The sequence below is a fragment of the Ruegeria sp. CG4 genome (genome assembly GCF_056537185.1).
The window spans coordinates 1,128,978-1,153,425 of record NZ_JBQFRB010000001.1; the positions used below are offsets into that span (position 1 = coordinate 1,128,978).

Consider the following 24,448-nt stretch of genomic DNA (forward strand, 5'->3'; position numbering starts at 1 on the left):
AGCTTTTTGAAAGACTGAATTAGGCCGAAATCAACAAAAAACTGCCAATTATCGCGCCAATAGCCGGGAAATCATGAAGAAAATAAAGTGTTGGACAATTGGTATTAAATAGGTATTGTAAACCGATCAACAGGGGGAATCCTTTGACGCTGCCATCAACAGAACAAGTGCACAGCGCTGCCGCCAACCTGGATTCGGGCGACCTTTCCGCCTCGGCATTGCTGCTGGCCGAGGGCCAGATAGCGGCGGCGCAATCCGTACGTGACGCGGCCGACGCGATCGCAAAGGGTGCGCACGCAATGGCACGGACGATTCAGGCAGGTGGAGTTCTGCATTACACCGCCGCCGGATCTTCCGGCCTGATGGCCGCAGCAGACGCGCAGGAACTGGGCGGAACCTTTTCGATACCGTCCAACCAACTGCGCATTCATATGGCCGGTGGCCTTCCAACCGGGGTGGAAATGCCCGGTGACGCCGAGGATCTGCAGGACGGGCTTGACCAGGCTTTCAGCGCGTTAGGCAAGCGTGACACGGTCATCGCGGTCTCAGCCAGCGGCTCAACCGCCTATACGGTGGCAGCCATCGAGATTGCCCGCGCGCGCGGCGCCTGCGTGATCGGTATTGCCAACAATGCCGGCAGCCCACTTTTGCAGAAGGCCGACATTCCGATCCTGCTGGCAACACCGCCCGAACTGGTTTCGGGTTCGACCCGCATGGGGGCCGGAACCGCGCAGAAGATCGCCCTGAACATGCTGTCCACGCTGATGGCGCTGGAACTGGGTCATGTTCACGACGGCATGATGGTCAACTTGCACGCCGACAATGACAAGCTGCGCGCCCGGGCCACCGGCATCGTTTGCCGCATCGCCCGCGTCCACAGCGAAACGGCCAACCGGGCGCTGGCGATTGCAAAAGGCGAGGTAAAACCCGCCATTCTGATCGCGGCGCTTGACCTGACCTTACTCGAAGCAACCGCGCGACTGCGCAATGCAAATGGAAACCTGAGCGCCGCACTGGCGCAGGACACATGACTGCTAACCAACTGGGAGAGAAAAATGACATATAGAAGTCTGAAACTGGCCTTGCTCGGCTCGACACTGGCCGCGACCGGCGCCATGGCCGAGGATGTGACGCTGACCATCGAAAGCTGGCGCAATGACGACCTGACTTTGTGGCAAGAGCAGATCATTCCGGCGTTCGAGGCCGCAAACCCGGGCATCAAACTGCAATTCACCCCGTCGGCCCCGGCAGAATACAACGCGGTTCTGAACTCGAAGCTCGATGCAGGTTCGGCCGGAGATCTGATCACCTGCCGTCCTTTCGACGCTTCTCTGGCCCTGTACGAAGCTGGTCACCTGACCGATCTGTCCTCGGTCGAAGCGATGAGCAACTTCTCGGACGTGGCCAAGTCCGCGTGGCAGACGGATGACGGCTCGGCCAGCTTCTGCGTTCCAATGGCGTCGGTGATCCATGGTTTCATCTACAACAAGGATGCGTTTGCCGAACTGGGTATTGAAGTCCCAACCACAGAAGATGAATTCTTTGCCGCGCTCGACAAGATCAAAGAAGACGGCAGCTACATCCCGATGGCGATGGGCACCAACGACCAGTGGGAAGCCGCCACGATGGGCTATAACAACATCGGTCCGAACTATTGGAAAGGCGAAGAAGGTCGACAGGCCCTGATCGCGGGCGAGCAGAAACTGACCGATGAGCCGTGGACAGCCCCCTACGCCACTCTGGCACGTTGGAGCCAATATCTGGGCGACGGGTACGAGGCGCAGACCTACCCTGACAGCCAGAATATCTTCACGCTGGGCCGCGCTGCGATCTACCCTGCCGGTTCATGGGAGATTGCCGGTTTCAACTCGCAGGCGGATTTCGAAATGGGCGCGTTCAAGCCCCCGGTCCAAAATGCGGGCGATACCTGCTACATCTCGGACCACACCGATATCGGCATTGGCATGAATGCTGCCACCGATCATCCCGAAGCGGCAGAAACCTTCCTCGCCTGGGTCGCAAGCCCCGAGTTCGCCAAGATTTTCGGCAACGCCGTGCCCGGCTTCTTCCCGCTGTCCAATACTCCGGTTGAACTGCAGGACCCGCTGGCCAAGGAATTCGTCGGCTGGCGCGACGAGTGTGAATCGACCATCCGCTCGACCTATCAAATCCTGTCGCGCGGCACGCCGAACCTTGAAAACGAAACCTGGGGCGCATCGGTCGCCGCCATCAAAGGCACCAGCACCCCCGAGGAACTGGGCGCAGAACTTCAGGAGGGTCTGTCCTCCTGGTACGCGCCGCACCAGTAAGTCTGGCCTCAACCTTACCCGGGCGGCGATGATCGCCCGGGTATACCCGACACTCCATTGAAAGCAGTCCGATGAACCGCCCCCGCTTCCGCTGGCATATCGTTGTTTTTCTTGCACCCGCCGTGCTGGTTTACACCGCAGTGATGATCTTTCCGCTGTTCAACACGCTGCGTCTGGCGCTTTACACCGAAATCGATCAGAGCCGCGTCTTCGTTGGATTGCAGAATTTCCAAACGCTGTTTTTCGACCCCATATGGTCTGAACAGTTCTGGAACGCATTGGGCAACAATTTCTGGTTCTTCCTGATCCACATGCTGGTGCAGAACCCCATCGGGATCGCGCTGGCTGCCCTGCTCAGCCACCCGCGCCTGCGGTTTGCTGCGCTTTACCGGTCAGCGATTTTCATCCCTACGATCCTGAGCTTCGTGATCGTCGGGTTCGCGTGGAAGCTTATCCTGTCACCGATCTGGGGCATCGCGCCGTCCATGTTGGACGCCATCGGCCTCAAGTCTCTTTACGCACCGTGGCTGGGGAAAGAGGAATACGCGTTGACCACGCTGGCGCTGATCTCGGTCTGGCAATTCGTGGGCATCCCGATGATGCTGATCTATGCCGCCCTACTGACCATTCCGGAAGAAATTCTTGAGGCTGGAGAGATCGATGGCATCACCGGTGCCGCCGCATTCTGGAAAATCAAACTGCCGCTGATCCTGCCGTCGATCGGGATTATCTCGATCCTGACCTTCGTAGGCAATTTCAACGCGTTTGACCTGATCTATGCGGCCCAAGGTGCGCTGGCGGGTCCGGACTTCTCAACCGACATTCTGGGCACATTCATGTACCGCACCTTCTTCGGCTTCCAATTGCAATTGGGCGATCCGCATATGGGGTCCGCAATAGCCGGTGCGATGTTCGCCATCATCCTCGTCGGTGTCTGCATCTACCTGTTCGGCATCCAGACCCGGATGCGCCGGTATCAACTGTGAGGGTCAAGCGATGAACAAAGCACGTCATAACCCCCTCAATATGTACGCCATGCACGGCGCGCTGATCCTCTACACGTTGATTGCCCTGTTCCCGGTCTTCGTGATCCTGATCAACAGCTTCAAATCCCGCCGCGCCATCTTTCGCGAACCGTTGGCTTTGCCGAATTCGGAAAGCTTTTCGATGATCGGCTATGAGACGGTGATGAAGCAGGGGGATTTCTTCCTTTATTTCCAGAATTCGATGATCGTCACCGTGGCATCGTTGTTCTTCATCCTGCTGTTCGGTGCCATGGCGGCCTATGCGCTGTCCGAATACCAATTCAAAGGTAACCTGGTGATGGGCCTTTATCTGGCGCTTGGGATCATGATCCCGATCCGCATCGGCACCGTCGCAATCCTTGAAATGATGGTGGCAACAGGGCTGGTGAACAGCCTCTGGGCGCTGATACTGGTCTATACAGCGCAAGGTTTGCCGTTGGCGGTGTTTATCCTGTCCGAGTTCATGCGACAGGTCAGCGATGACCTGAAGAATGCCGGCCGCATCGACGGGCTGTCGGAATACACGATCTTCTTCCGGCTGGTGCTGCCCCTGGTCCGCCCTGCCATGGCAACCGTGGCCGTGTTCAACATGATCCCGATCTGGAACGACCTCTGGTTCCCGCTGATCCTTGCCCCGGCTGAAGAAACCAAAACGCTGACGCTGGGCAGCCAGGTCTTCATCGGTCAGTTTGTGACCGATTGGAACGCGGTTCTGTCAGCGCTGTCCATGGCGATCCTGCCGGTGCTGATCCTGTACGTCATCTTCTCGCGCCAGTTGATCCGTGGCATCACTTCAGGAGCTGTCAAATGACCCGTGTTCTGATTGCAGGCCTTGGCAATATGGGGCTGAGCCACGCGCTGGCTCACCACCACCATCCCGACGCCCAGATTGTCGGATTGGTGAACCGGTCCGGCCGTGTGGATCACCCTGAGCTTGCTGGTTATCCGGCTTATTCGGACTTCGCAGCGGCGCTGGACGAAGCGAAACCGGATCTGGTGGTGGTCGCCACCTACTCGGACAGTCACGCCGACTACGCCTGCGCGGCGATGGAAGCCGGTGCGCATGTGTTCGTTGAAAAGCCTCTTGCCACCAACGTCGCTGACGCACGGCGCGTGGTTGAAACCGCCACTCGACTGAACCGCAAACTGGTCGTCGGGTATATCCTGCGCCACCACCCTTCATGGATGCGGCTGATTGCCGAGGCGCGTGATCTGGGCGGGCCTTATGTGTTCCGCCTGAACCTGAACCAGCAATCTTCGGGCGCAGAATGGGAGACGCACAAAGCGTTGATGCAGACCACCTCGCCCATCGTCGATTGCGGCGTGCACTATGTCGACGTGATGTGCCAGATCACCGACGCGCGCCCTGTCCGCGTGCATGGCATGGGCTTGCGCCTGTCCGATGAGATCGCGCCTGACATGTACAATTACGGTCAGTTTCAGGTGATCTTCGACGATGGATCGGTCGGCTGGTACGAAGCGGGCTGGGGCCCGATGATGTCCGAAACCGCGTTCTTTGTGAAAGATATCGTTTCCCCCAAAGGGTCCGTTTCGATCACGGACGGCAACAAGGGCGCTTCCGCCGATATCGATGGCCATACGAAAGTCGGCGGGCTGCTGGTCCACACGCCGGAGGGAGACCGCACAATCGAAATGCCCGATGAACCCGGCCATCAGGAGCTCTGTGACGCCGAACAGGCCTATATGCTGCGCGCCATTGCCGAAGACATCGACCTGACCCGCCATATGACCGACGCCGTACAGTCGCTCGCCATCTGTCTGGCCGCGGATGAAAGCATCCGGACCGGCCAACCCGTTTCCCTTGAGGAGCCCGCACAATGACCGCTCTGACCCTGACCAATGTAAACAAGTCCTTTGGCAATGTGCATGTCCTGAAAGACATCACGCTTGAAGTTGAAGAAGGTGAATTTGTCGTCTTCGTCGGCCCATCAGGTTGTGGCAAATCAACCTTGCTGCGTGTGATTGCAGGGCTCGAGGATGCATCCTCGGGCGAAATCAGCATCGGTGGCCATGAGGTCAACCTTGTTCCGCCCTCCAAACGCGGGATCGCGATGGTGTTCCAGAGCTATGCGCTCTACCCTCACCTCAGCGTGCGCGGAAACATGACGCTGGCGCTGAAACAGGAAAAACAGCCCAAAGCGGTGATCGAAGAACGCGTTGCCAATGCCAGCCGGATGCTGAACCTGGAGCCGTATCTGGATCGTTTTCCGTCTGAACTGTCAGGTGGCCAACGGCAGCGTGTCGCCATCGGCCGGGCGATCGTCCGCGAACCCAAGCTGTTTCTGTTTGACGAACCGCTTTCGAACCTGGACGCCGCGCTTCGCATGAACACAAGGATCGAGATCGCCAACCTGCATCGCGCTCTGGATGCATCGATGATCTACGTGACCCACGATCAGACCGAGGCCATGACGCTGGCCGACAAGATCGTCGTTCTGCGCGACGGTCGGGTCGAACAGATCGGTAGCCCGATGGAATTGTACAATAACCCGGCCAACCAGTTCGTTGCTGGCTTTCTGGGCTCACCCTCGATGAATTTCCTGCCGGAAGATCTGGTCCATGGCGAAGGGCAGAACACCATCGGCATCCGTCCCGAAGACCTGTTCCTGTCCGATGGCGGCCCCTTGGCCGCGCGCGTGAGCCACGTTGAAAAGTTGGGCGGCGATACGAATGTCATTGCAAAAGTGCATGAGCATTCGGTGACAGCCCGGTTGTTCGGCCAACATGCCATATCGGAAGGGGAAGAACTGCACCTGTCGTTCTCTCCGGATAAAGCCTATCGGTTTGACAGCGACGGAATGCGCCTGCGGTGACGCGCGGTGCCAACAACGTGTTCGGATAACCGTCGAGTATAGCAATCGGTGCTATTCGCAACGGCCTTGTCCCATACGCATCGAAGAAGGCTACCGGGGCATTCAGTTTTTCAAGCCGCCCCAAACATTTTCACAGGATGACCAATTGTCAGATATCCTCGCCCGGGGGTTCCAGCGGTCCGCCCGGCCCGGCCAGATGACGCTCGGCCAGCCACGGATTTAAAACCAGCGCTTCATCCAGCGCTTCACGCGCCTGATCTATTCTGTGTAACCCAAGCAGTGTCAGCGCCCGGCCGCTGATCGCCGCGACATGGTTGGGCGAAAGCTCGATTGCCCGGTCAAGGTCAACCAGGGCCGCCTTGAAATTGGAACGCAGATAATTTGCGAAAGCCCGTTGATTGTAGCCTTCGGCGTAGGATGGGCAATAATCAATCAACCGATCAAATTCCTGTATCGCGCCCGACAGATCGCGACGTTGGATGCGCGCCATGCCGCGGTCCAGCATGGCTTGTGCATCTTCATCGGGCGCATCCCGCCACAACTCCCACATCAGGCCCGAAATTTCACGCGCGGCCTGTTCGCTGGGCGCCTGTTGAACCTGCGAGATCAGCAGGTCGACGTCTTCGACATGGTCGGGCGCTGGCGGACATTCTTCAGCGTTGGCAACCGTAGCGGCCAGTACGGCAATCAGAGGCAGGGCATGAAGTTTCATCTGCCAATGATGGTGCATCCCGCGGTTTCGTCAACCGATCCTTTCGATGGCCCCGGACAATCCGGTTTCCTTCACGGCCTCCATCGCGACAAAAGTCGATGTATTCGCCACATGTGGCAGGGACGAGATCTTTTCCGCAAGGACCGCCCGGTATTCAGACATGGACCCTGTGCGGACTTTGAGAAGGTAGTCGAAGTTCGAGGCGATCATATGCGCCTGCTCGATCTCGGCCACCCGACGCACCGCCGCGTTGAACTCGGCCAATGCCTTTTCTCGCGTGTCGGACATGCGTACCTCGACGAACGCGACATGATCCAGTCCAAGGCGGATAGGATCAAGCAAGGCGCGATAGCCCGTGATGATGCCTTCAGCCTCAAGCCGTTTTAGGCGCGCCTGTGTCGGCGATTTCGACAATCCAATCCGCCGCGCCAAGTCCGCGACGGATACCCGTCCGTCCTCTGCCAGAATCGTCAGAATTGACTGATCGAACCGATCAATATCCAAAAAGTCTTTTTGCATCGCACCTACCCGAAAATACGGTCCATTTACCCAAGTATTTCCCATAATCAGGCGATTGTCCCGAAATTTCGACGGTATACTCATCAAAAGCCCGGAGGAAAGATGTCACACAACCTGCGCTCTGTCATCGACAGCCAAACTTATGCCGACCAGGACACTGTACTGGAACGCCTGACCGAACAGGCAAATCTGACGGTTGCCGACCGAAACGCCATATGCGCGGCGGCGGCGCAACTGGTACGTGATATTCGATCCAGCACATCGCCGGGCATGATGGAGGTGTTTCTGGCCGAATACGGCCTGTCCACGGATGAGGGCATCGCGCTTATGTGTCTGGCCGAAGCCCTGTTGCGCGTTCCGGATGCCGACACGATCGATGCGCTGATCGAAGACAAGATCGCACCGTCGGACTGGGGCAAGCATCTGGGCCACTCCTCGTCCTCGCTGGTCAATGCGTCGACCTGGGCGCTGATGCTGACGGGCAAAGTGCTGGATGAAGACAAGGCCTCGCCCGTGGGTGTGCTGCGCAGTGCAATCAAGCGGCTGGGTGAACCGGTGATCCGAACAGCAGTCGGACGGGCGATGAAAGAAATGGGGCGCCAGTTCGTTCTGGGCGAAACCATTCAGTCGGCCATGTCGCGCGCCAAAGGGATGGAGACGAAGGGCTACACATATTCCTATGACATGCTTGGCGAAGCCGCCCGGACCGAGGCGGATGCGGCGCGTTATCATCTGTCCTATTCCCGCGCCATCACCGCGATTTCCGATGCCTGCACCCATGACGACATCCGTGCCAACCCCGGCATTTCAGTGAAACTGTCCGCTCTGCATCCGCGCTATGAGCTGGCGCAGGAACAGCGGGTGATGGATGAACTCGTTCCCCGCTTGCGCGCGCTGGCATTGCTGGCCAAAGCCGCGGGGATGGGTCTGAACGTGGACGCGGAAGAAGCAGACCGCCTGTCCTTGTCGCTGCAAGTGATCGAGGCTGTCATGTCTGAACCCGCATTGGCGGGTTGGGACGGCTTCGGCATCGTTGTTCAGGCCTACGGCCCCCGCGCCGGGCTGGTTCTGGATACGCTTTATGAAATGGCCGAACGTCACGACCGCAAACTGATGGTGCGGCTGGTAAAAGGCGCCTATTGGGATACCGAGATCAAGCGGGCTCAGGTCGAGGGCATGAACGGGTTCCCCGTCTTTACTCGCAAAGCCGCAACCGACGTCTCGTACATTGCCAACGCCCGGAAGCTTCTCGGCATGACGGACAGGATTTATCCGCAGTTTGCCACGCATAATGCCCACACCGTCAGTGCGATTCTGCATATGGCCGACGACCAGCCGTACGAGTTCCAGCGCCTGCACGGCATGGGCGAAACCCTGCACCGGATCGTCAAGGACAAAAGCAACACGCGCTGCCGTATCTACGCCCCGGTTGGCGCGCATCGCGATCTGTTGGCCTATCTGGTGCGGCGGTTGCTGGAGAACGGTGCGAACTCGTCCTTCGTGAACCAGATTGTGGATGAGGACGTCCCCCCGGAAGAAGTTGCAGCCGACCCGTTCGGATCCATTGAACACGCTGTCACGCCGCTGACCACCGGTCCCGATCTGTTCCAGCCCGAGCGAAAAAACTCGGTTGGGTTCGACCTGCATCACACGCCTACGCTGGACAGGATCGACGCCGCAAGGGACAGGTTCCGGGCCCATCACTGGTACGCACGGCCCCTGCTGTCCGACAACGCTGCGCCCGAAGCGGATGAGCCGGTCATTAACCCGGCGCAACCGATGGACCGGCCCGGGGCGGTTGCCCCCGCCAGCGCAGACGATGTCGAACTGGCCCTTGCGTCAGCGGCACCGTGGCAGGCCCCTGCTTCCGAGCGCCGGGAAACCCTGAACAGGGCTGCCGATCTTTATGAACAAAACTTCGGGGAACTGTTTGCCCTGCTGGCGCGGGAAGCCGGTAAGACCCTGCCCGACGCGGTAGCCGAGCTGCGCGAAGCTGTCGATTTCCTGCGCTATTATGCGGCCAATATTCCCGATGCCAAACCGGCCGGAACCTTTACCTGCATAAGTCCGTGGAATTTTCCGCTGGCGATTTTCTCGGGTCAGATTTCGGCGGCGCTGGCGACCGGCAACGCCGTTCTGGCCAAGCCTGCACCGCAAACACCGCTGATCGCCCATCGGGCCGTGCAATTGCTGCACGAGGCCGGTGTGCCCCGCGATGCCCTGCAATTGTTGCCGGGTGGGCCTTCGGTTGGCGCAGCTCTCACCTCTGACCCGCGGGTATCCGGTGTGGCCTTTACCGGCTCGACTGCGACGGCACTGAAAATCCGCGCCGCCATGGCAGAAAACCTGCGCCCGGGCACGCCGCTGATTGCGGAAACCGGCGGTTTGAATGCTATGATCGTCGACAGCACCGCGCTTCCGGAACAGGCCGTGCAATCCATCATTGAAAGCGCGTTTCAGTCCGCTGGCCAACGGTGCTCAGCCTTGCGCTGTCTCTACGTGCAGGAAGACATCGCCGACGACCTTCTCAAAATGCTCAAGGGTGCCATGAATGCCCTGCAATTGGGCGACCCGTGGCTGATTTCGACTGACAGCGGCCCGGTTATCGATGAAACCGCGCGGCAGGGTATTGCCGACCATGTGGCCCGCGCCCGCGCCGACGGCCGCGTATTGAAAGAAATGCCCCTTCCGCCCGAAGGCACATTTGTTGCTCCGACCCTGATCGAAGTGTCAGGCATCACCGCACTGGAGCGCGAGATCTTTGGACCCGTTCTGCACGTCGCCCGCTTTAAGGCCGCCGAAATCGATCAGGTGATCGCGGATATCAACGCGACCGGCTATGGCCTGACATTTGGCCTGCACACCCGGATTGACGACCGTGTTCAACACGTGACCGAGGCGGTGCATGCCGGAAACATCTACGTCAATCGCAACCAGATCGGCGCGATTGTCGGCTCGCAACCATTTGGAGGAGAAGGGCTATCCGGCACCGGCCCCAAGGCGGGCGGGCCAAACTACATGGCGCGATTCTGCGCGCCGGACAGACAGAAAAGCCCGGGTCAATGGGACTCAATCATGACAACGCTGCCCAAACCAGAAGGACAAGCCGCGCCAACTCGGACACGCTCCTTGCCCGGCCCGACCGGCGAATCCAACCGCCTGAGCGAAACACCCCGCGCGCCCCTGCTGTGCATGGGACCCGGTGAAGACGCCACTCAGGCACAGGCGGAGGCTGTAAAGGCACTTGGCGGCACCGCCATCTGCGCAACCGGCAACCTGGACCTGCACCGGATCGAAAACCTGACCGGGATTTCGGGCGTGTTGTGGTGGGGTGACGAAGAAACCGCCCGGCAAATCGAACGCCTTCTGGCGCGACGGGAAGGTCCGATCCTGCCCCTGATCCCGGGCTTGCCCGACCGCGCCCGCGTGTTGGGAGAGCGCCACGTCTGCGTCGATACAACTGCGGCCGGAGGAAACGCAGCCCTTTTGGGGGGTGCGGCGTAAGCATGTCTTGACGCTGGGCCGGGAAAAGCCCAGCGTCGCCCCATGTTTCCGATCCGAGACCATAACCCTTCGGGGCGCACGCCGTATGTCGTCTATATTCTGATGGCGGCCAATATCCTGATTTTCCTCAGCTATGTCGGCGTTATGGACAACGCACGACTGATCAACCAGCTTTACTACGACTATGCAGTCATCCCCGCGCGCATCACGGACGGGTTCAGCTTTGAAACCCTGGTGACCTCGATGTTCTTGCACGGCGGCTGGATGCATCTGGCGGGGAACATGCTGTTTCTGTGGATCTTCGGCGACAATCTGGAAGACGAGATGGGCCACCTGCCCTTTCTGCTATTCTATGTACTGTCGGGCATCGGAGCAGGCCTGATTCATGTCCTGACCGCGCCAGACTCCATCGTGCCGACCATCGGAGCCTCTGGCGCCATTGCCGGTGTCATGGGCGGTTACCTCTTGCTGTTCCCCAAAGCGCGGGTCGATGTTCTTCTGATCCTGATCATCTATTTCCGCGTCTTCACCATTCCTGCCTTTATCATGCTGGGCATCTGGCTGGGGATGCAGTTTTTGGGAAGCCTGGCCAGCAACCCTGATGAGGGTGGTGTCGCCTACTGGGCGCATACCGGCGGCTTTGTGGTCGGATTGGTGCTGTGCATTCCGGTTTGGCTGCGCCGGGGCGGACCCGGTTTCTGGAACCGGACCCATGGCCACCCGCCCCACCCCGAACACAAGTACAAGCTGACCCAATCCCGCATTCCGAAAGTGCCTCGCAGATGACCAGAATGACAGCCACCTGCCATTGCGGCGCAGTGGAAATCGAGGCCGAGTTTCCTGAAGGCCTGTCCTCGGCCGCCCGTTGTGATTGCTCATTCTGCCTGCGGCGCGGAGCAGCGGCGGTCACCGCGACCACCGAAAGTCTGCGCGTATTAAAGGGTGCTGGGAACCTCAGCCTGTACACCTGGGGCACGCACACGGCCAAGCATCACTTCTGCAAAACCTGCGGCATCTACGTGTATCACCAGCGCCGGTCCGACCCCGCCGAATGCGGCGTCAATCTGGGTTGTATCGAAGGCGGCAATCCCCGCGCGCATGGGCCAATACCTTGGAACGACGGCGTCAATCACCCGTCTGACAGATCGGAGTGATCCGGTGTGCGCCCCCCGCTCAGGAACGTGATTTCAGCAGCGGCCTTTGTCACAAGGTCTGCAAGTTCCGGCGCACGTGTTTCGTCAAACCGCACCGACGGGCCAGAGACAGATATTCCCGCGCAGGGTTCACCCCGGTCATTGTAGATCGCGGCGCCGATGCAGGACATACCTTCATACCGTTCTTCCCTGTCCAGCGACCAGCCACGCCCGCGCGTTTTGGCCAAATCCAGCAACAACTGCGGTTCGGGCACCTGCGTATGCTGGGTGAAGGCGGTCAGTTCCGTGCCGCGCAGGACTTTTTGCAGGGAAGCTTCCTTCATGGCTGCCAGAATGGCTTTGCCTGTTCCTGATGCGTACATGGGTGTTCGCGCCCCGGGCGGAAAGAAAGCGCGGATCGGGTTCGATGTTTCGACCTGCCCGACAAAGACGACCTCGGCGCCGTCCGGTACAGCCAGATTGGCCGTTTCCCCACTGTCCTGCATGAGACGGCGCAAAATGGGGCGGCCGATCTCCAAAACACTGTTGCGCCGCAAAAAGGATGCGCCGGTCCGGTAGGCTTCGATCCCGATCATCCATTCCTGCCGCTCATCGTCAAAAGTCACATAGCCGTGCTTTTGCAGGGTCGTCAGAATCCTGTGTGTCGTAGCCGTGGGCACATCGATTTCACGGGCCAGATCGCTGAGGGCCGCGCGTTCGAAACGGGCAACCGCGCTCAGAACACCCAGCGCCCGGTCCAGCGATTGCATGGTCCCGGCCGAACTTTCCTTGAACAGGGATTTTGGTCTGCCGCGTGGCCGCTTTTGATTGTTCATTTCTGTTTCCTGTTCGCAATTTCGCCTAGCCATAGATTGGAAATTTTCAGGCCATATTCCGGCTTACAAATTTGAGAAACTGAAAAACTCATAATTTCAGGGTATTACATATTTAATTGCAAAAATGAAAATATTTTTCAAGAAAATTGCAAGCTGACGCCTGCGCAGTCACAATTCTGACAAAGCGGAGGACTCAGTCATGTCAAACCAGAATCCGGTCTTCATACCCGGCCCGACCAACATCCCCGATCGTCTGCGTCTGGCCATGCATGTTCAGACACAGGATCACCGTGCGCCGGATTTCGTCGAAACCTTTGCCCCCGTGCTGGAGGACACAAAGAAGGTGTTCGGCACCACCGATGGCAAGATCATCACATTCCCGGCCAGCGGAACCGGAGGGTGGGAAGCGTCGATAACCAACACGCTCAGCCCCGGCGACAAGGTTCTGGTCGCGCGCTATGGCGTCTTCAGCCACCGCTGGATCGATATGTGCGAACGGCACGGGCTAGACGTGCAGGTCATTGAATGCGCCTGGGGCAGCGGCGCGCCGGCGGATCAGTTCCAAGCCGCCCTGGCTGCAGACACGAACCACGAAATCCGTGCTGTACTGGTCACTCACAACGAAACGGCGACCGGTGTGCGCTCGGACATCGCTGCGGTTCGCAATGCTATGGAGGCGGCCGACCATCCGGCGCTTTTGATGGTCGATTGCGTCAGCTCGCTTGCCTCGATGCCGTTCGAATTTGATCAATGGGGAGTCGATATCGCCGTGTCGGGCTCGCAAAAGGGGTTCATGCTGGCGACCGGAATGGCGATCCTGTGCGCCAGCCCCAAGGCTCTGGAGGCGATGCAATCCGCGAAACTGCCGCGCACCTTTTTTGACTTCCGCGACATGCTTGCAGCCAACGCATCCGGCGGCTTTCCATATACCCCGCCCCTGCAACTGATCTACGGTATGCGGGAAAGCCTGAAAATGTTGTTCGAAGAAGGGCTCGAAAATGTCTACGCCCGCCATTTCCGTCTGGCCGAAGGTGTTCGCCGGGCCGTGGATGCGTGGGGGCTGAAGCTGGTGGCGCAAAGCCCGGATCTGTTTTCGGATACCGTCAGCGCGGTTTATGTTCCCGATGGGTTCGACAGTAACGCCCTGACCGACCACGCCTTCAACGCCTATGGTGTCTCGTTCGGAGTTGGTCTGGGGCAACTGAACGGCAAGGCGTTCCGTATCGGGCATCTGGGATCGCTGACCGACGTTATGGTTCTGTCTGGCCTCGCCACGATCGAGATGGCCATGGCCGATCTGAACTACCCCATCAAACTGGGCAGCGGTGTTGCCGCGGCACAGGATTACTATCGCAGTGGTCCGTCCGGCCATGCTCAGGCTGCAGCGTAGGAGGCGAAGATGCTGGATCAAGTCACCGCAGCCGATCTGACCATCGCCGACATGCGCGCGGCGCATGAGCGGATCAAACCCCATATCCGCCGCACTCCGGTCATGCGTTCGGAATATCTGGATGACCTCACCGGTGCGCAGTTGTACTTCAAATGCGAGAACTTTCAGGAAGCCGGCGCCTTCAAGGTACGCGGTGCGTGCAACGCCGTTTTCGGGCTGAGCGAAGAGAAGTCCGCCAAGGGCGTCTGCACGCATTCCAGTGGCAACCACGCCCTGTCCCTGTCCTATGCGGCGGGCCGGCGAGGCATTCCGTGCAACGTGGTCATGCCCCGCACTGCACCGCAGGCCAAAAAGGACGCGGTGCGCCGCTATGGCGGTACGATCACCGAATGCGAGCCGTCGACTTCGTCCCGCGAAGCAACGTTTGCCGAAGTACAGGCCCGAACCGGTGGCGAGTTCGTGCATCCCTATAACGACCCTCGCGTCATCGCGGGTCAAGCGACATGTTCGGCGGAATTGCTGGAACAGACGGATGGCGTGGATGCCGTCATTGCCCCGATCGGCGGCGGCGGCATGGTGTCGGGGACTTGCCTGACCGTCTCCAACCTGGCCCCGGAAACCGCGATTTACGCGGCTGAACCGGAACAGGCTGATGACGCATATCGCTCGTTCAAAGCCGGTCGGATCATTGCAGATGACGCGCCCAAGACGGTGGCCGACGGCCTGCTGGTGCCCCTCAAAGAAAACACATGGCATTTCGTTTCAAACCACGTGACCGACATTTTCACCGCGACCGAGGATGAGATCATCGATGCGATGAAACTGACATGGAAGTACCTGCGCGTGGTGATGGAACCTTCGTCGGCGGTGCCGCTGGCGACCATTCTCAAAAACCCCGAAGTGTTCCGGGGCAAACGCGTCGGGGTGATCATTACCGGCGGAAATGTGGATCTGGACAAGCTTCCCTGGCTGGCAGGGTAAGGAGGATGACAATGAACAAACCTTTGAACATGGACGAACTGGAAGTCGGCTTTGACGTCCCCGCCGCCATTGGCATGGATGAAAGCGAAATCCAGACCCCCTGCCTGATCCTGGACCTTGACGCGCTGGAGCGGAACATCCGCAAGATGGGCGACTATGCCAAGGCACACGGGATGCGCCACCGGGTGCATGGCAAGATGCACAAATCGGTGGACGTTGCCAAACTGCAGGAAGAGCTCGGCGGCGCGGTTGGCGTGTGCTGCCAGAAAGTGTCCGAGGCCGAGGTGTTTGCCCGCGGCGGCATCAAGGACATTCTGGTGTCAAATCAGGTGCGCGACCCGGCCAAGATCGACAGGCTGGCGCGACTGCCAAAATATGACGCCCACGTCATCGTCTGTGTGGATGACATCGACAACGTCGCCGATCTGTCCGCCGCGGCAGTGCGGCACGGAACGGAACTGAGTGTTTTTGTCGAAATCGACTGCGGTGCGGGGCGCTGCGGTGTGACGACAACAGCGGATGTGGTTGCGATTGCGCAAGCCGTTGATGCCGCTGACAACCTTAAGTTTCTGGGCATTCAGGCCTATCAGGGCGCAATGCAGCACATGGACAGTTTTGACGATCGCAAAGCCAAGCTCGATGTTGCAATCGCCATGGTGGCGGATGCGGTGCAGGGGCTGAAGGCCGTCGGACTGGAACCTGAACTGGTTTCGGGCGGTGGCACGGGGTCTTACTACTTCGAATCCAATTCTGGCGTTTACAATGAACTTCAGTGTGGGTCCTACGCCTTCATGGATGCCGACTATGGCCGGATCCTCGACAAGGACGGCAATCGGATCGATCAGGGGGAATGGGAGAACGCGTTCTTCATCCTGACCAGCGTGATGAGCCATGCCAAAGCCGACAAGGCGATCTGCGATGCAGGTCTCAAGGCCCAGTCAGTCGATAGCGGGCTGCCCTTTATCTATGGGCGCGACGATGTGGAATACATCAAATGCTCGGATGAACACGGGGTGATTTCCGATCCCGGCGGAGCGCTGAAGGTGAATAACAAACTGCGGCTGGTGCCCGGCCATTGCGACCCGACGGCCAACGTCCATGACTGGTATGTTGGTGTGCGCGACGGCAAGGTTGAAACGCTGTGGCCGGTTTCTGCCCGTGGCAAGGCCTACTGACCGGTATCCAATCTGACAGACGGGGCAGTTTGCAATCTGCCCCGTTTGCTACGTTCTCCGCCAACATTCAGGAAAGGCGCAAACGATGTATATCGTTCCCGAAAAGGAAATCGGAGCCCTGATGGGCCGAAAGGAAAGCTATGCGGCTGTCGAACAGGTATTTGCCGCGATGGCGTCAGGGGATGCCTACAACTTTCCGGTTGTGCGCGAAGCCATTGGCCATGCGGATGCGCTATACGGGTTCAAAGGCGGATTTGACCGGGCAGGTATGACATTGGGCCTGAAGGCCGGGGGATACTGGCCCAACAATCTGGAAACGCACGGTGTGATCAACCATCAGTCCACCGTTTTCCTGTTCGACCCGGGTACCGGACGGGCCAAAGCAATGGTTGGTGGCAATCTGCTGACAGCCCTCAGAACCGCAGCGGCCTCGTCCGTGTCGATCAACCATCTGGCCCGGAAGGATGCCAAGGTTATCGGCATGGTTGGCGCAGGGCATCAGGCTGCCTTTCAACTGCGGGCGGCGCTGGAACAGCGCAAGTTTGAAAAGGTCATCGGCTGGAACATGCATCCCGAAATGCTGCCCAATCTCGCCAAGGTTGCCGAAGACGCGGGATTGCCATTCGAGGCCGTGGACCTGCCGGGTCTGGCCGAAGCGGATGTGATCATCACCATCACGTCGTCCTTCGCGCCTTCACTACTGTCGCAACATGTGTCGGATGGCACGCATGTCGCGTGCATGGGCACCGACACGGTTGGGAAACAGGAAGTGGAAACGGATCTGATCATTCGCGCCAGTGTCTTCACGGACGAAGTCGCGCAGGCGGTGACGCTGGGTGAGTGCCAGCACGCGGTCGCGGCTGGGGCAAAATCCGAAAAAGACATTCGTCAGATCGGCGAGGTCATCAACGGCACGCATCCGGGCCGCACCTCGGCAGAAGAGGTCACGTTATTCGATGGTACAGGTGTGGGACTGCAGGATTTGGCCGTCGCCAGCGCGGTGGTCGATCTTGCGATCGAAAACGGCGTCGCCATCGAAGTCGACTTCTGAAACGAGAAACGCGCCCTGATTGGGGCGCGTCATCGAAAATTTCGCTGTGGCGGGAATGTTCCGTTATCCCCGGATCACCTTGGCGAAACTGTCAAAGATCGGCTCGTTGGCGCAGATGACTTCGCCGTCGGACAGAATTTCGCCCTCAGGGTCCAGCGCCTGAACCAGCCCACCCGCTTCTTTCACGATGATGATGCCTGCGGCCAAATCCCAGGCGTTCAGGCGGCGTTCCCAAAACCCTTCGTACCGGCCAGCCGCGACATAGGCCATGTCCAGTGCAGCGGCACCCCAGCGGCGTACGCCGGCGCACACCGGCATCAGCCGGGCCAAATCCTGCAACGTCGCGGGCAAATCCGACCGCCCGCCAAACGGCAGACCCGTAGAAAACACGGATTCGATCATGCGGTGCCGGCCCGAAACCCGGATACGATGGTCATTCATCCATGCGCCTTCGCCCTTTTCGGCAAAGAACATCTCGTCCTTGGCCGCATCGTAGATCACACCGGCGACAATCTTGCCCTTGTGTTCCAGCGCGATGGAAATCGCCCAGTGCGGAAGGCCGTGCAGAAAGTTGGTTGTGCCGTCCAGTGGGTCCACAATCCAACGACGGGTCGGGTCTTCGCCGTCGATCGAACCGCCCTCTTCCGCCAGCCAGCCATAGGTCGGACGCGCGCCGAGCAGTTCCTCTTTCAGGATCGCCTCGGCTGCAATATCGGCCTTGGAAACAAAATCTCCGGCACCCTTCATCGACACCTGCAGGTTCTCGACTTCACGAAAATCCTTGACCAAAGAACGCCCCGCCTTTCGCGCGGCCTTGATCATGATGTTGAGATTTGCACTGCCAACCATTGTGTATGGGCTCCTGTCCGGTCAAACCGCGCGTATACTGATGCATTGCGCCGTTGCCAAGAGGGTTGATGCGCATAGCTGCCCCACAGCTTGCGCCGTGGCTTGGACCTATTGCGCCTGAAGCCTGCGTGCCTCGGTCCGGGCCAGATTGACCAGTTCCTGCACAAACGGTTTTTCCAGATCTTCTGACCGGACCGCCGCGTACAATCTGCGCGTGATCCCTTCGCTGGTCAGGGGCCGGGTGACGTAATCCGAGTTGTACTTGACCTCGCGCACAACCCAGTCCGGCAGTACCGAAATACCGCGGTTTGAGGCCACCAGCAGCAGGATGACGGCTGTCAGCTCCACCTGCCGGATCGATGCAGGCTCCACACGGGCGGGTATCAGCAACTGGCTGAACACGTCCAGCCGCGTGCGTTCGACCGGATATGTGATCAGGGTCTGACCGCGAAAATCCTCGGCCTCGATAAATTCCTTTTGCGCCAGCGGATGCGCCGAAGCAGCGACAAAAACCGCGTTGTAGTCGAACAGTTCCACGAACTCGACACCCGGCAGGTCCTCGGGGTCGGAAGAAACAACCAGGTCGACCTCTTCTTTCTGCAAAGCCGGAAGCGCGTCAAAGGCCAGGCCCGGGCGAATGTCCACGTCGACATCTGCCCAGGTTTTCCTGAATGATTCCAGCACCGGAAACAGCCATTCGAAACAGGCGTGGCATTCGATTGCGATATGCATGCGCCCGGTTCGCCCGTCCCGAAGCGATGAAAACTCATGCTGGGCCGCCTCAACCTGCGGCAGGATCTGTTCGGCCAGACGCAACAGGCGTACACCCGCCGCCGAAAGCTTCATCGGTTTCGAGCGGCGCAGGAACAGTTCAACACCGGCCTGATCCTCTAACCCCTTGATCTGATGGCTTAACGCAGACTGGGTAATGTTCAATTGATCTGCAGCCCGCGCCAGTCCACCGCAATCATGGATCGCCTTGATCGTACGAAGGTGTCGGAATTCAATGTGCATCGCTGTTCGACTCATGTTGTTCTTGAATTATATGAGTTTGTCTCACATGGCGGGACGTGGCACAAGGGATCCAGGTTGTTAAGACGAGGCCACGATGACCAAGCCAGATATCTCATTCGAGTTCTTTCCGCCGCAGACGCTCGAAGCTTCCTTTCGGTTGTGGGACACGGTTCACATTCTTGCTCCGCTGGCACCACGATTTGTCTCTGTCACTTATGGTGCAGGCGGCACCACACGCGAACTGACACGCGACGCTGTGGCGACCCTGCACAAGTCGCTGGATCTGCCGGTGGCCGCGCACCTGACCTGCGTCGATGCCTCGCGTCAGGAAACCCTGGAGATCGCCGACACGTTTGCCCGCGCGGGCGTTCAGGACATCGTTGCTCTGCGCGGTGATCCGCCCAAGGGTCAGGATCAGTTCGTTCCGCACCCGGACGGGTTCGCAAGCTCGGTCGAGCTGATTTCCGCACTGGCCGAAACCGAGATGTTCTCGATCCGTGTGGGCGCCTATCCAGATATCCACCCAGAAGCCTCCAACGCGCAGGCGGATATCGATTGGCTCAAGGCAAAACTGGACGCGGGCGCGGAAGAGGCCCTGACACAATTCTTCTTTGAGGCCGAAACCTATTTCCGGTTCCGCGACGCGTGCGAAAAGGCCGGCATCGACAAACCCATCGTGCCCGGCATCCTGCCCATCGAGAACTGGAAGGGCGCACGGAATTTTGCCCGCCGCTGCGGAACGCGCATTCCGGCCTGGGTCGAAAACGCTTTCGAAAAGGCCGTGCGTGATGATCGCGAAGACCTGCTGGCGACGGCAATGTGCACAGAATTGTGCTCGGACTTGCTGGAGGGCGGCGTGGACAAACTGCATTTCTACACGCTGAACCGCCCCGAGCTGACCCGTGATGTCTGCTTTGCGCTGGGAATTACGCCGAAAACTGAATTGCAGAACGTCGCCTGACCCGGTTGGCACGTTCCATTCTGCCCCTGTTTGGCCACCGCCAGACAGGGGCTTTTTTGCGAAACCTCCTTTATTTCAGACGGGATACCCCTTCCGGGTGCGCCTGACGGACAATCCAAGATGGAATTGCCGCATTGTTCCCGCAACGCCTTAAATTTACCTGAAAATTTGACAAAGCCATGAAGCTGCTCAATGTGGTTTCAGTGTAGTGTTTAATGAGTGATTTGAGTATGGAGCCTGCTGACAAGATCAGGGCGCGCCAGGATGCTTTGGCACATCTCGGCCTGGACCCGTCTGCTAATTCCGATGACATCCGCGAAGCGTGGCGACATATCGCGTTTCATGCCCATCCGGACCACACCGAAGGTGACAGTTCCGGCTTTGCCAATGCCAAGGCGGCCTATGATCTGCTGCGCCGAGAGGGCATGGTTGCAAAAGGGACTGCCGGGTCGGCCGGCCGAAAGCCACGCCGTCCGAAAATTCGCAAACGGGTCATCGAACTGGATGCAACCGCAATCGACGCCTGCCGGGATATGCTGCGCAACGTCCTGTCGCAATCGAATGAATCAGATGCTGATCCGGTTTCCTCCGGAAAAGGTGCCCAATCTGCATTGTCCGACCACATCCCCGAGGCTGTCGGGTGCAATGGTCGGCATCTGACTTATTTTGTGACCTCCTCAGTTTGCGAAGGGGCAAACCGCGTGGCCCTGCCAACAACGGTCCTGGCTGGTTGCCGGCACGCCGAAACCGAGGTTTTGAGTTTTCAGTCGAAAGAGTCAGGCGCAGGAGAGGTTGTGGTTCCTGACGCAATCATGGCCCGCAAGTTTCCCGGTGCCAAAAGTGTCAGGATCCGGTTCGAATCCGATCAGCGCACACGCGACGATTATTGCATGGCAAGTTGAGCCCTTGCCGCAAAGCCAAAGCCCGGCATCGGTGGGGAGCCGGGCTTTGGTGTTTTAAACAGGTAAGGCTCAGTTTGTTACAGGGCCTTCCGAAGTGAACTTTGGGATTACACTGGTCGAGGCGGCGTCGGGTTCGATACCCGGCCAGTTGCCTTCGGCCAGATTGATGTTGCCGGGCACGTCCTCTTCCCAGAACCCGACCACAACATCGGTGATGTTGAGGTACAGCTTGTCATCCACGATGCGCCACAGGTTCGGATTGCCCGGAACCTTGCCGCCTTTGGAAACGCCATAGGCGCAATGTCCGTCATATTGCGGAGCGTAATAGGCAGGATTTTCAAGGAACTTGTCGCGGTTTTCTGCGCTTGAAAAGGCCCACGTGGCACCATTGTAATCTGCCGTGAAGTTTGCATTGCCGCGAACGGCTTCGGGCTGAGATTGCCCGACCGGAACCTGATCCAGGCCGCGATAAGCGACAACGTCGTAGCCCGAGACGGCAAATCCGGTTCCGTCAATATACTGATCACCGGCAAAGGCGGGCACGGCCAGGGTCAGCGCGGTGGCAAGGGACAAGGCAAAGCGTTTCATGTCGTAAATCCTATTGGGTCCGGGGTTAGCAGGATCGCCCGTTTTGCGGGTCTGGTCAAAGAATAGGCAATACACGGCCAAAACATAGCCCCGCTCGCGCCGCTGTGAGGTCGGATGAGATTTCGTGACGGGTTTTGCAGCCATTGTTACAAAACAGACCTGTTAACCGGGGTTGGACTCTGCCGATTGCAATATTAGCTGTTGGGATGTCGGACAATTCCTCCCACTTTGCTGAGAAAGGCAAGATAGAGATGAGCGAGCAACCCACCTATGAACCCCCGAAGGTCTGGACATGGGACAGCCAAAGCGGCGGACAATTCGCCAATATCAATCGCCCGATCGCAGGCGCGACCCATGACAAGGACCTTCCGGTCGGTCAGCATCCCCTGCAGCTTTATTCTCTGGCCACGCCCAACGGGGTCAAGGTCACTGTCATGCTGGAAGAACTGCTGGCGCTGGGGCACAAGGGTGCCGAATACAATGCGTGGCTGATCAATATCGGTGAAGGGGATCAGTTCAGTTCAGGATTTGTCGAGGCCAACCCGAACTCGAAGATCCCGGCCCTGTGGGACCGGTCGGGTGACAAGCCGGTGCGCGTGTTCGAAAGTGCCTCGATCCTGTTCCATCTGGCCGAGAAATTCGATGCGTTTCTGCCCAAGGAAGGGCCTGAACGCACGGAAGTCATGAGCTGGGTGTTCTGGCAGATGGGAAGCGCGCCCTATCTGGGCGGCGGGTTCGGCCATTTCTATGCTTACGCGCCAGAGAAATGGGAATATCCGATCAATAGGTTTGCAATGGAAACAAAGCGGCAACTGGACGTGTTGGACCGGGAACTGGCCAACAAGACCTTTATCGCTGGCGAAGACTATACCATTGCCGATATGGCAATCTGGCCGTGGTACGGGCAACTGGTTCTGGGCCGCCTCTACAGCGCAGCCGAGTTCCTGGACGTTGATTCCTACAAGAACCTGATGCGTTGGGCCAAGGCGGTCGATGCGCGGCCCGCGGTACAGCGAGGCCGTATGGTAAACCGGGCCTTTGGCGAGCCGCACACGCAGTTGCACGAGCGTCACGACGCCAGCGATTTCGAAACCCGGACGCAGGACAAACTGGAACCTGCCGCCGAGTAGTCTTGCCGCCCTGCCCGTCACGGTAGGGAGCATCCGGCTAGCGAATTACTTCAGAATTGGCGGCCGTTCGGGATCACCACCGGGCGCAGAGCGCCCGACATCACGCTTTTCGGGCTGCGGCAGGTCAAACCGCAGCCCGACTTTTTCCAACATTAACGTGACTTGGTCCCCGGGCGCGAAAAAGCCGACATCCATCGCGCCAGCTTCGATTCCGGAAAATGTCAGCGCTTCGGACGCGGCTTTGGCAAGGGCCGGTTCTGCGCCTTCGACCGCCCCGACAAAACCCAGCAAATGACCAGATGCTCCGCTGGCCGATCTGGTTCCGGCCAGGAAAGCAGCCTGCGCCAACCCCACCGCCGTCGACAGTTTGGTATCAAGGGCAGTCAGCAGTTCATCCGGAAGACCCGCCGGGGGAAGGAACTCGGCCAGTTGTTCCTGAACCTCTTGCGGGGAATGCTGAAGGGTCTCCGTCAGCCATCCCAAAGCCTCTGGCGGGATCAGCATCGAGGACGGGGCGACCTCGAGGTTGAGCCCCAGACCAATTCGCTGCCCTGCCAGCAGCGAAGACAGAACCCGCCCGGACAGGGCGACATAAGGAACGGGACGATCTGCAAACCGGGCAAGCCGGTCTTCGCGATCAAACGCCAGCACAAAACGTCCGTCCGCCACATCGAACACCTCGGGCGAGACGTTATCGTCCCGCGCTTCTTCCGTCAGCAGCAGGAACAGTTCAGCGTCTGCCAGTCGTTCAAAGAACTTCAGCCGGGCTGCGTCATCCTGCGGGGCAGCCTCCATCGCGGAATGGGCGGCATCCAAGGCCGTTGTCTCAGTCATTCAGAACCTCTTGCACCCTGGCGCGCAGAACCGGCAGCAGGTCTGCCTCGAACCAGGGGTTCTTTTTCAGCCATGCCGTATTGCGCCAGGACGGATGAGGCAAGGCAAAGACCTGCGGCGCGTGGTCTCGCCAGTTCTGGACCGTCTCTGTCACGGACGTACGCGCACCCAGATGGTAGGTATGGGCATGGGCACCGACCAGAACGGTCAGCGGAACCGCTCCCAATGCCTGCATGATTCTGTCATGCCAAGTCTCGCCACAGATTGCGGGCGGCGGCAGATCGGCCTTGCGCGCATCATAGCCGGGGAAACAGAAAGCCATCGGAACGATTGAAACACGGGATCGGTCATAAAACACGCTCTCATCAATCCCCAACCAGTCGCGCAATCGGTCGCCCGAAGGGTCTGTGAAGGGACGACCTGAGTCATGCACCCGCGCGCCCGGTGCCTGTCCTGCAACAAGGATCGGCGTTCCGGGACGGAACCAGACTACCGGGCGTGGCTCATGCGCGGTCTGCGTCGCGGCAAAACGCGCTTCGCAGATCCGGCAGGACCGGATTTCCTGGGCAAGAGTGGTCATCTGGTGGCAGCAATTCCTAAGACAGGTTTCCAAACGGGTTTCGCTGAAAGATAGAGACCGCGCGCGCCTGCGCCAACTGCCGTTATATCACAAAAGCCACAGCACCTTGTGGGGCGCATTG

The 24,448-nt window shown here is 59.1% G+C and carries 24 protein-coding genes; 16 read left to right on the plus strand and 8 right to left on the minus strand.

Annotated features, from left to right (window positions below; all coding sequences use genetic code 11):
- The first annotated feature begins 143 nt into the window (after positions 1 to 143).
- The 6 genes from ACR0J2_RS05620 (at position 144) to ACR0J2_RS05645 (ending at position 6,168) form a co-directional block, all read left to right on the plus strand.
- Entirely contained in the window at positions 144 to 1,031 is an 888-nt protein-coding gene (locus ACR0J2_RS05620; protein WP_170609753.1) for an N-acetylmuramic acid 6-phosphate etherase, read from the plus strand.
- 24 nt (positions 1,032 to 1,055) lie between these two features.
- A complete protein-coding gene (locus ACR0J2_RS05625; RefSeq protein ID WP_480811919.1) occupies positions 1,056 to 2,309 on the plus strand; it encodes an ABC transporter substrate-binding protein in 1,254 nt (417 codons plus the stop codon).
- Positions 2,310 to 2,380: 71 nt separating this feature from the next.
- Entirely contained in the window at positions 2,381 to 3,295 is a 915-nt protein-coding gene (locus tag ACR0J2_RS05630; RefSeq protein ID WP_170609749.1) for a carbohydrate ABC transporter permease, read from the plus strand.
- 10 nt (positions 3,296 to 3,305) lie between these two features.
- Positions 3,306 to 4,145 carry a carbohydrate ABC transporter permease gene (locus tag ACR0J2_RS05635; protein ID WP_170682055.1) on the plus strand — a complete coding sequence of 280 codons (840 nt, stop codon included), beginning with the start codon at positions 3,306 to 3,308 and terminating at the stop codon, positions 4,143 to 4,145.
- Positions 4,142 to 5,176, plus strand: a complete 1,035-nt coding sequence (locus ACR0J2_RS05640; RefSeq protein WP_170805259.1) for a Gfo/Idh/MocA family protein — start codon at positions 4,142 to 4,144, stop codon at positions 5,174 to 5,176. The genes ACR0J2_RS05635 and ACR0J2_RS05640 overlap by 4 nt, the downstream gene beginning before the upstream one ends.
- A complete protein-coding gene (locus ACR0J2_RS05645) occupies positions 5,173 to 6,168 on the plus strand; it encodes an ABC transporter ATP-binding protein (protein ID WP_321251970.1) in 996 nt (331 codons plus the stop codon). Before ACR0J2_RS05640 ends, ACR0J2_RS05645 begins: the two co-directional genes overlap by 4 nt.
- Positions 6,169 to 6,316: 148 nt before the next feature.
- Here ACR0J2_RS05645 and ACR0J2_RS05650 read toward each other — a convergent pair whose 3' ends face one another.
- On the minus strand, positions 6,317 to 6,880 hold the full coding sequence (locus ACR0J2_RS05650) for a tetratricopeptide repeat protein (protein ID WP_170805693.1): 564 nt from the start codon (positions 6,878 to 6,880) through the stop codon (positions 6,317 to 6,319).
- 30 nt (positions 6,881 to 6,910) lie between these two features.
- Positions 6,911 to 7,399, minus strand: a complete 489-nt coding sequence (locus ACR0J2_RS05655; protein WP_170609741.1) for an Lrp/AsnC family transcriptional regulator — start codon at positions 7,397 to 7,399, stop codon at positions 6,911 to 6,913.
- 102 nt (positions 7,400 to 7,501) lie between these two features.
- Here ACR0J2_RS05655 and putA point away from each other — a divergent pair, with 102 nt between their 5' ends.
- Genes putA through ACR0J2_RS05670 form a run of 3 tightly spaced genes read left to right on the plus strand, consistent with a single transcriptional unit; the run spans position 7,502 to position 12,057 of the window.
- On the plus strand, positions 7,502 to 10,903 hold the full coding sequence (gene putA / locus ACR0J2_RS05660; protein WP_480811920.1) for a bifunctional proline dehydrogenase/L-glutamate gamma-semialdehyde dehydrogenase PutA: 3,402 nt from the start codon (positions 7,502 to 7,504) through the stop codon (positions 10,901 to 10,903).
- Positions 10,904 to 10,945: 42 nt separating this feature from the next.
- Positions 10,946 to 11,689 (plus strand): rhomboid family intramembrane serine protease, encoded by a 744-nt coding sequence (locus ACR0J2_RS05665; protein ID WP_170609737.1) that lies wholly within the window; start codon positions 10,946 to 10,948, stop codon positions 11,687 to 11,689.
- A complete protein-coding gene (locus tag ACR0J2_RS05670) occupies positions 11,686 to 12,057 on the plus strand; it encodes a GFA family protein (RefSeq protein ID WP_170609735.1) in 372 nt (123 codons plus the stop codon). Before ACR0J2_RS05665 ends, ACR0J2_RS05670 begins: the two co-directional genes overlap by 4 nt.
- Here the strand turns inward: ACR0J2_RS05670 and ACR0J2_RS05675 are convergent.
- On the minus strand, positions 12,033 to 12,872 hold the full coding sequence (locus tag ACR0J2_RS05675; RefSeq protein ID WP_480811921.1) for an IclR family transcriptional regulator: 840 nt from the start codon (positions 12,870 to 12,872) through the stop codon (positions 12,033 to 12,035). The two genes, ACR0J2_RS05670 and ACR0J2_RS05675, sit on opposite strands and share 25 nt — an antisense overlap.
- A gap of 199 nt (positions 12,873 to 13,071) precedes the next feature.
- Here ACR0J2_RS05675 and bhcA point away from each other — a divergent pair, with 199 nt between their 5' ends.
- From bhcA to bhcD, 4 genes are all read left to right on the plus strand, one after another.
- The gene (gene bhcA / locus ACR0J2_RS05680; RefSeq protein ID WP_480811922.1) at positions 13,072 to 14,262 is read left to right on the plus strand and encodes an L-aspartate--glyoxylate aminotransferase BhcA; all 1,191 of its coding nucleotides are present in this window, start codon (positions 13,072 to 13,074) and stop codon (positions 14,260 to 14,262) included.
- A gap of 9 nt (positions 14,263 to 14,271) precedes the next feature.
- A complete protein-coding gene (gene bhcB, locus ACR0J2_RS05685) occupies positions 14,272 to 15,243 on the plus strand; it encodes a beta-hydroxyaspartate dehydratase BhcB (protein ID WP_170609729.1) in 972 nt (323 codons plus the stop codon).
- An 11-nt stretch (positions 15,244 to 15,254) separates the two neighbouring features.
- On the plus strand, positions 15,255 to 16,418 hold the full coding sequence (gene bhcC, locus ACR0J2_RS05690) for a 3-hydroxy-D-aspartate aldolase BhcC (RefSeq protein WP_480811923.1): 1,164 nt from the start codon (positions 15,255 to 15,257) through the stop codon (positions 16,416 to 16,418).
- 85 nt (positions 16,419 to 16,503) lie between these two features.
- On the plus strand, positions 16,504 to 17,469 hold the full coding sequence (bhcD, locus tag ACR0J2_RS05695; protein WP_480811924.1) for an iminosuccinate reductase BhcD: 966 nt from the start codon (positions 16,504 to 16,506) through the stop codon (positions 17,467 to 17,469).
- Positions 17,470 to 17,532: 63 nt separating this feature from the next.
- Here the strand turns inward: bhcD and ACR0J2_RS05700 are convergent, their stop codons facing one another.
- On the minus strand, positions 17,533 to 18,318 hold the full coding sequence (locus ACR0J2_RS05700) for an inositol monophosphatase family protein (protein WP_170609715.1): 786 nt from the start codon (positions 18,316 to 18,318) through the stop codon (positions 17,533 to 17,535).
- A 108-nt stretch (positions 18,319 to 18,426) separates the two neighbouring features.
- Entirely contained in the window at positions 18,427 to 19,332 is a 906-nt protein-coding gene (locus ACR0J2_RS05705; RefSeq protein WP_480811925.1) for a LysR family transcriptional regulator, read from the minus strand.
- A gap of 94 nt (positions 19,333 to 19,426) precedes the next feature.
- Between ACR0J2_RS05705 and metF the strand changes: the two genes are divergently transcribed.
- Together metF and ACR0J2_RS05715 are read left to right on the plus strand one after the other, a co-directional pair.
- Positions 19,427 to 20,293 (plus strand): methylenetetrahydrofolate reductase [NAD(P)H], encoded by an 867-nt coding sequence (gene metF, locus ACR0J2_RS05710; RefSeq protein ID WP_170609711.1) that lies wholly within the window; start codon positions 19,427 to 19,429, stop codon positions 20,291 to 20,293.
- Positions 20,294 to 20,508: 215 nt separating this feature from the next.
- The gene (locus ACR0J2_RS05715; protein WP_480811926.1) at positions 20,509 to 21,195 is read left to right on the plus strand and encodes a J domain-containing protein; all 687 of its coding nucleotides are present in this window, start codon (positions 20,509 to 20,511) and stop codon (positions 21,193 to 21,195) included.
- Positions 21,196 to 21,264: 69 nt separating this feature from the next.
- Here ACR0J2_RS05715 and ACR0J2_RS05720 read toward each other — a convergent pair whose 3' ends face one another.
- The gene (locus tag ACR0J2_RS05720; protein ID WP_480811927.1) at positions 21,265 to 21,783 is read right to left on the minus strand and encodes a YHS domain-containing (seleno)protein; all 519 of its coding nucleotides are present in this window, start codon (positions 21,781 to 21,783) and stop codon (positions 21,265 to 21,267) included.
- Between the two features lie 251 nt (positions 21,784 to 22,034).
- Between ACR0J2_RS05720 and yghU the strand changes: the two genes are divergently transcribed.
- On the plus strand, positions 22,035 to 22,913 hold the full coding sequence (gene yghU, locus ACR0J2_RS05725) for a glutathione-dependent disulfide-bond oxidoreductase (RefSeq protein WP_321251941.1): 879 nt from the start codon (positions 22,035 to 22,037) through the stop codon (positions 22,911 to 22,913).
- A 45-nt stretch (positions 22,914 to 22,958) separates the two neighbouring features.
- Here yghU and ACR0J2_RS05730 read toward each other — a convergent pair whose 3' ends face one another.
- Together ACR0J2_RS05730 and ACR0J2_RS05735 are read right to left on the minus strand one after the other, a co-directional pair.
- The gene (locus ACR0J2_RS05730; protein WP_480811928.1) at positions 22,959 to 23,747 is read right to left on the minus strand and encodes an SseB family protein; all 789 of its coding nucleotides are present in this window, start codon (positions 23,745 to 23,747) and stop codon (positions 22,959 to 22,961) included.
- The gene (locus tag ACR0J2_RS05735; protein WP_480811929.1) at positions 23,740 to 24,327 is read right to left on the minus strand and encodes a uracil-DNA glycosylase family protein; all 588 of its coding nucleotides are present in this window, start codon (positions 24,325 to 24,327) and stop codon (positions 23,740 to 23,742) included. The genes ACR0J2_RS05730 and ACR0J2_RS05735 overlap by 8 nt, the downstream gene beginning before the upstream one ends.
- Between the last annotated feature and the right edge of the window lie 121 nt (positions 24,328 to 24,448).

Coding starts and splice junctions, on each gene's coding strand:
- metF (WP_170609711.1), top strand. CDS start 19,427: ATGACCAAGCCAGATATCTCATTCGAGTTCTTTCCGCCGCAGACGCTC.
- ACR0J2_RS05730 (WP_480811928.1), bottom strand. CDS start 23,747: ATGACTGAGACAACGGCCTTGGATGCCGCCCATTCCGCGATGGAGGCT.
- ACR0J2_RS05720 (WP_480811927.1), bottom strand. CDS start 21,783: ATGAAACGCTTTGCCTTGTCCCTTGCCACCGCGCTGACCCTGGCCGTG.
- ACR0J2_RS05625 (WP_480811919.1), top strand. CDS start 1,056: ATGACATATAGAAGTCTGAAACTGGCCTTGCTCGGCTCGACACTGGCC.
- putA (WP_480811920.1), top strand. CDS start 7,502: ATGTCACACAACCTGCGCTCTGTCATCGACAGCCAAACTTATGCCGAC.
- ACR0J2_RS05715 (WP_480811926.1), top strand. CDS start 20,509: ATGAGTGATTTGAGTATGGAGCCTGCTGACAAGATCAGGGCGCGCCAG.
- bhcC (WP_480811923.1), top strand. CDS start 15,255: ATGAACAAACCTTTGAACATGGACGAACTGGAAGTCGGCTTTGACGTC.
- yghU (WP_321251941.1), top strand. CDS start 22,035: ATGAGCGAGCAACCCACCTATGAACCCCCGAAGGTCTGGACATGGGAC.
- bhcD (WP_480811924.1), top strand. CDS start 16,504: ATGTATATCGTTCCCGAAAAGGAAATCGGAGCCCTGATGGGCCGAAAG.
- ACR0J2_RS05735 (WP_480811929.1), bottom strand. CDS start 24,327: ATGACCACTCTTGCCCAGGAAATCCGGTCCTGCCGGATCTGCGAAGCG.
- ACR0J2_RS05700 (WP_170609715.1), bottom strand. CDS start 18,318: ATGGTTGGCAGTGCAAATCTCAACATCATGATCAAGGCCGCGCGAAAG.
- ACR0J2_RS05650 (WP_170805693.1), bottom strand. CDS start 6,880: ATGAAACTTCATGCCCTGCCTCTGATTGCCGTACTGGCCGCTACGGTT.
- ACR0J2_RS05640 (WP_170805259.1), top strand. CDS start 4,142: ATGACCCGTGTTCTGATTGCAGGCCTTGGCAATATGGGGCTGAGCCAC.
- ACR0J2_RS05630 (WP_170609749.1), top strand. CDS start 2,381: ATGAACCGCCCCCGCTTCCGCTGGCATATCGTTGTTTTTCTTGCACCC.
- ACR0J2_RS05655 (WP_170609741.1), bottom strand. CDS start 7,399: ATGCAAAAAGACTTTTTGGATATTGATCGGTTCGATCAGTCAATTCTG.
- ACR0J2_RS05670 (WP_170609735.1), top strand. CDS start 11,686: ATGACCAGAATGACAGCCACCTGCCATTGCGGCGCAGTGGAAATCGAG.
- bhcA (WP_480811922.1), top strand. CDS start 13,072: ATGTCAAACCAGAATCCGGTCTTCATACCCGGCCCGACCAACATCCCC.
- ACR0J2_RS05675 (WP_480811921.1), bottom strand. CDS start 12,872: ATGAACAATCAAAAGCGGCCACGCGGCAGACCAAAATCCCTGTTCAAG.
- ACR0J2_RS05665 (WP_170609737.1), top strand. CDS start 10,946: ATGTTTCCGATCCGAGACCATAACCCTTCGGGGCGCACGCCGTATGTC.
- ACR0J2_RS05705 (WP_480811925.1), bottom strand. CDS start 19,332: ATGCACATTGAATTCCGACACCTTCGTACGATCAAGGCGATCCATGAT.
- bhcB (WP_170609729.1), top strand. CDS start 14,272: ATGCTGGATCAAGTCACCGCAGCCGATCTGACCATCGCCGACATGCGC.
- ACR0J2_RS05635 (WP_170682055.1), top strand. CDS start 3,306: ATGAACAAAGCACGTCATAACCCCCTCAATATGTACGCCATGCACGGC.
- ACR0J2_RS05645 (WP_321251970.1), top strand. CDS start 5,173: ATGACCGCTCTGACCCTGACCAATGTAAACAAGTCCTTTGGCAATGTG.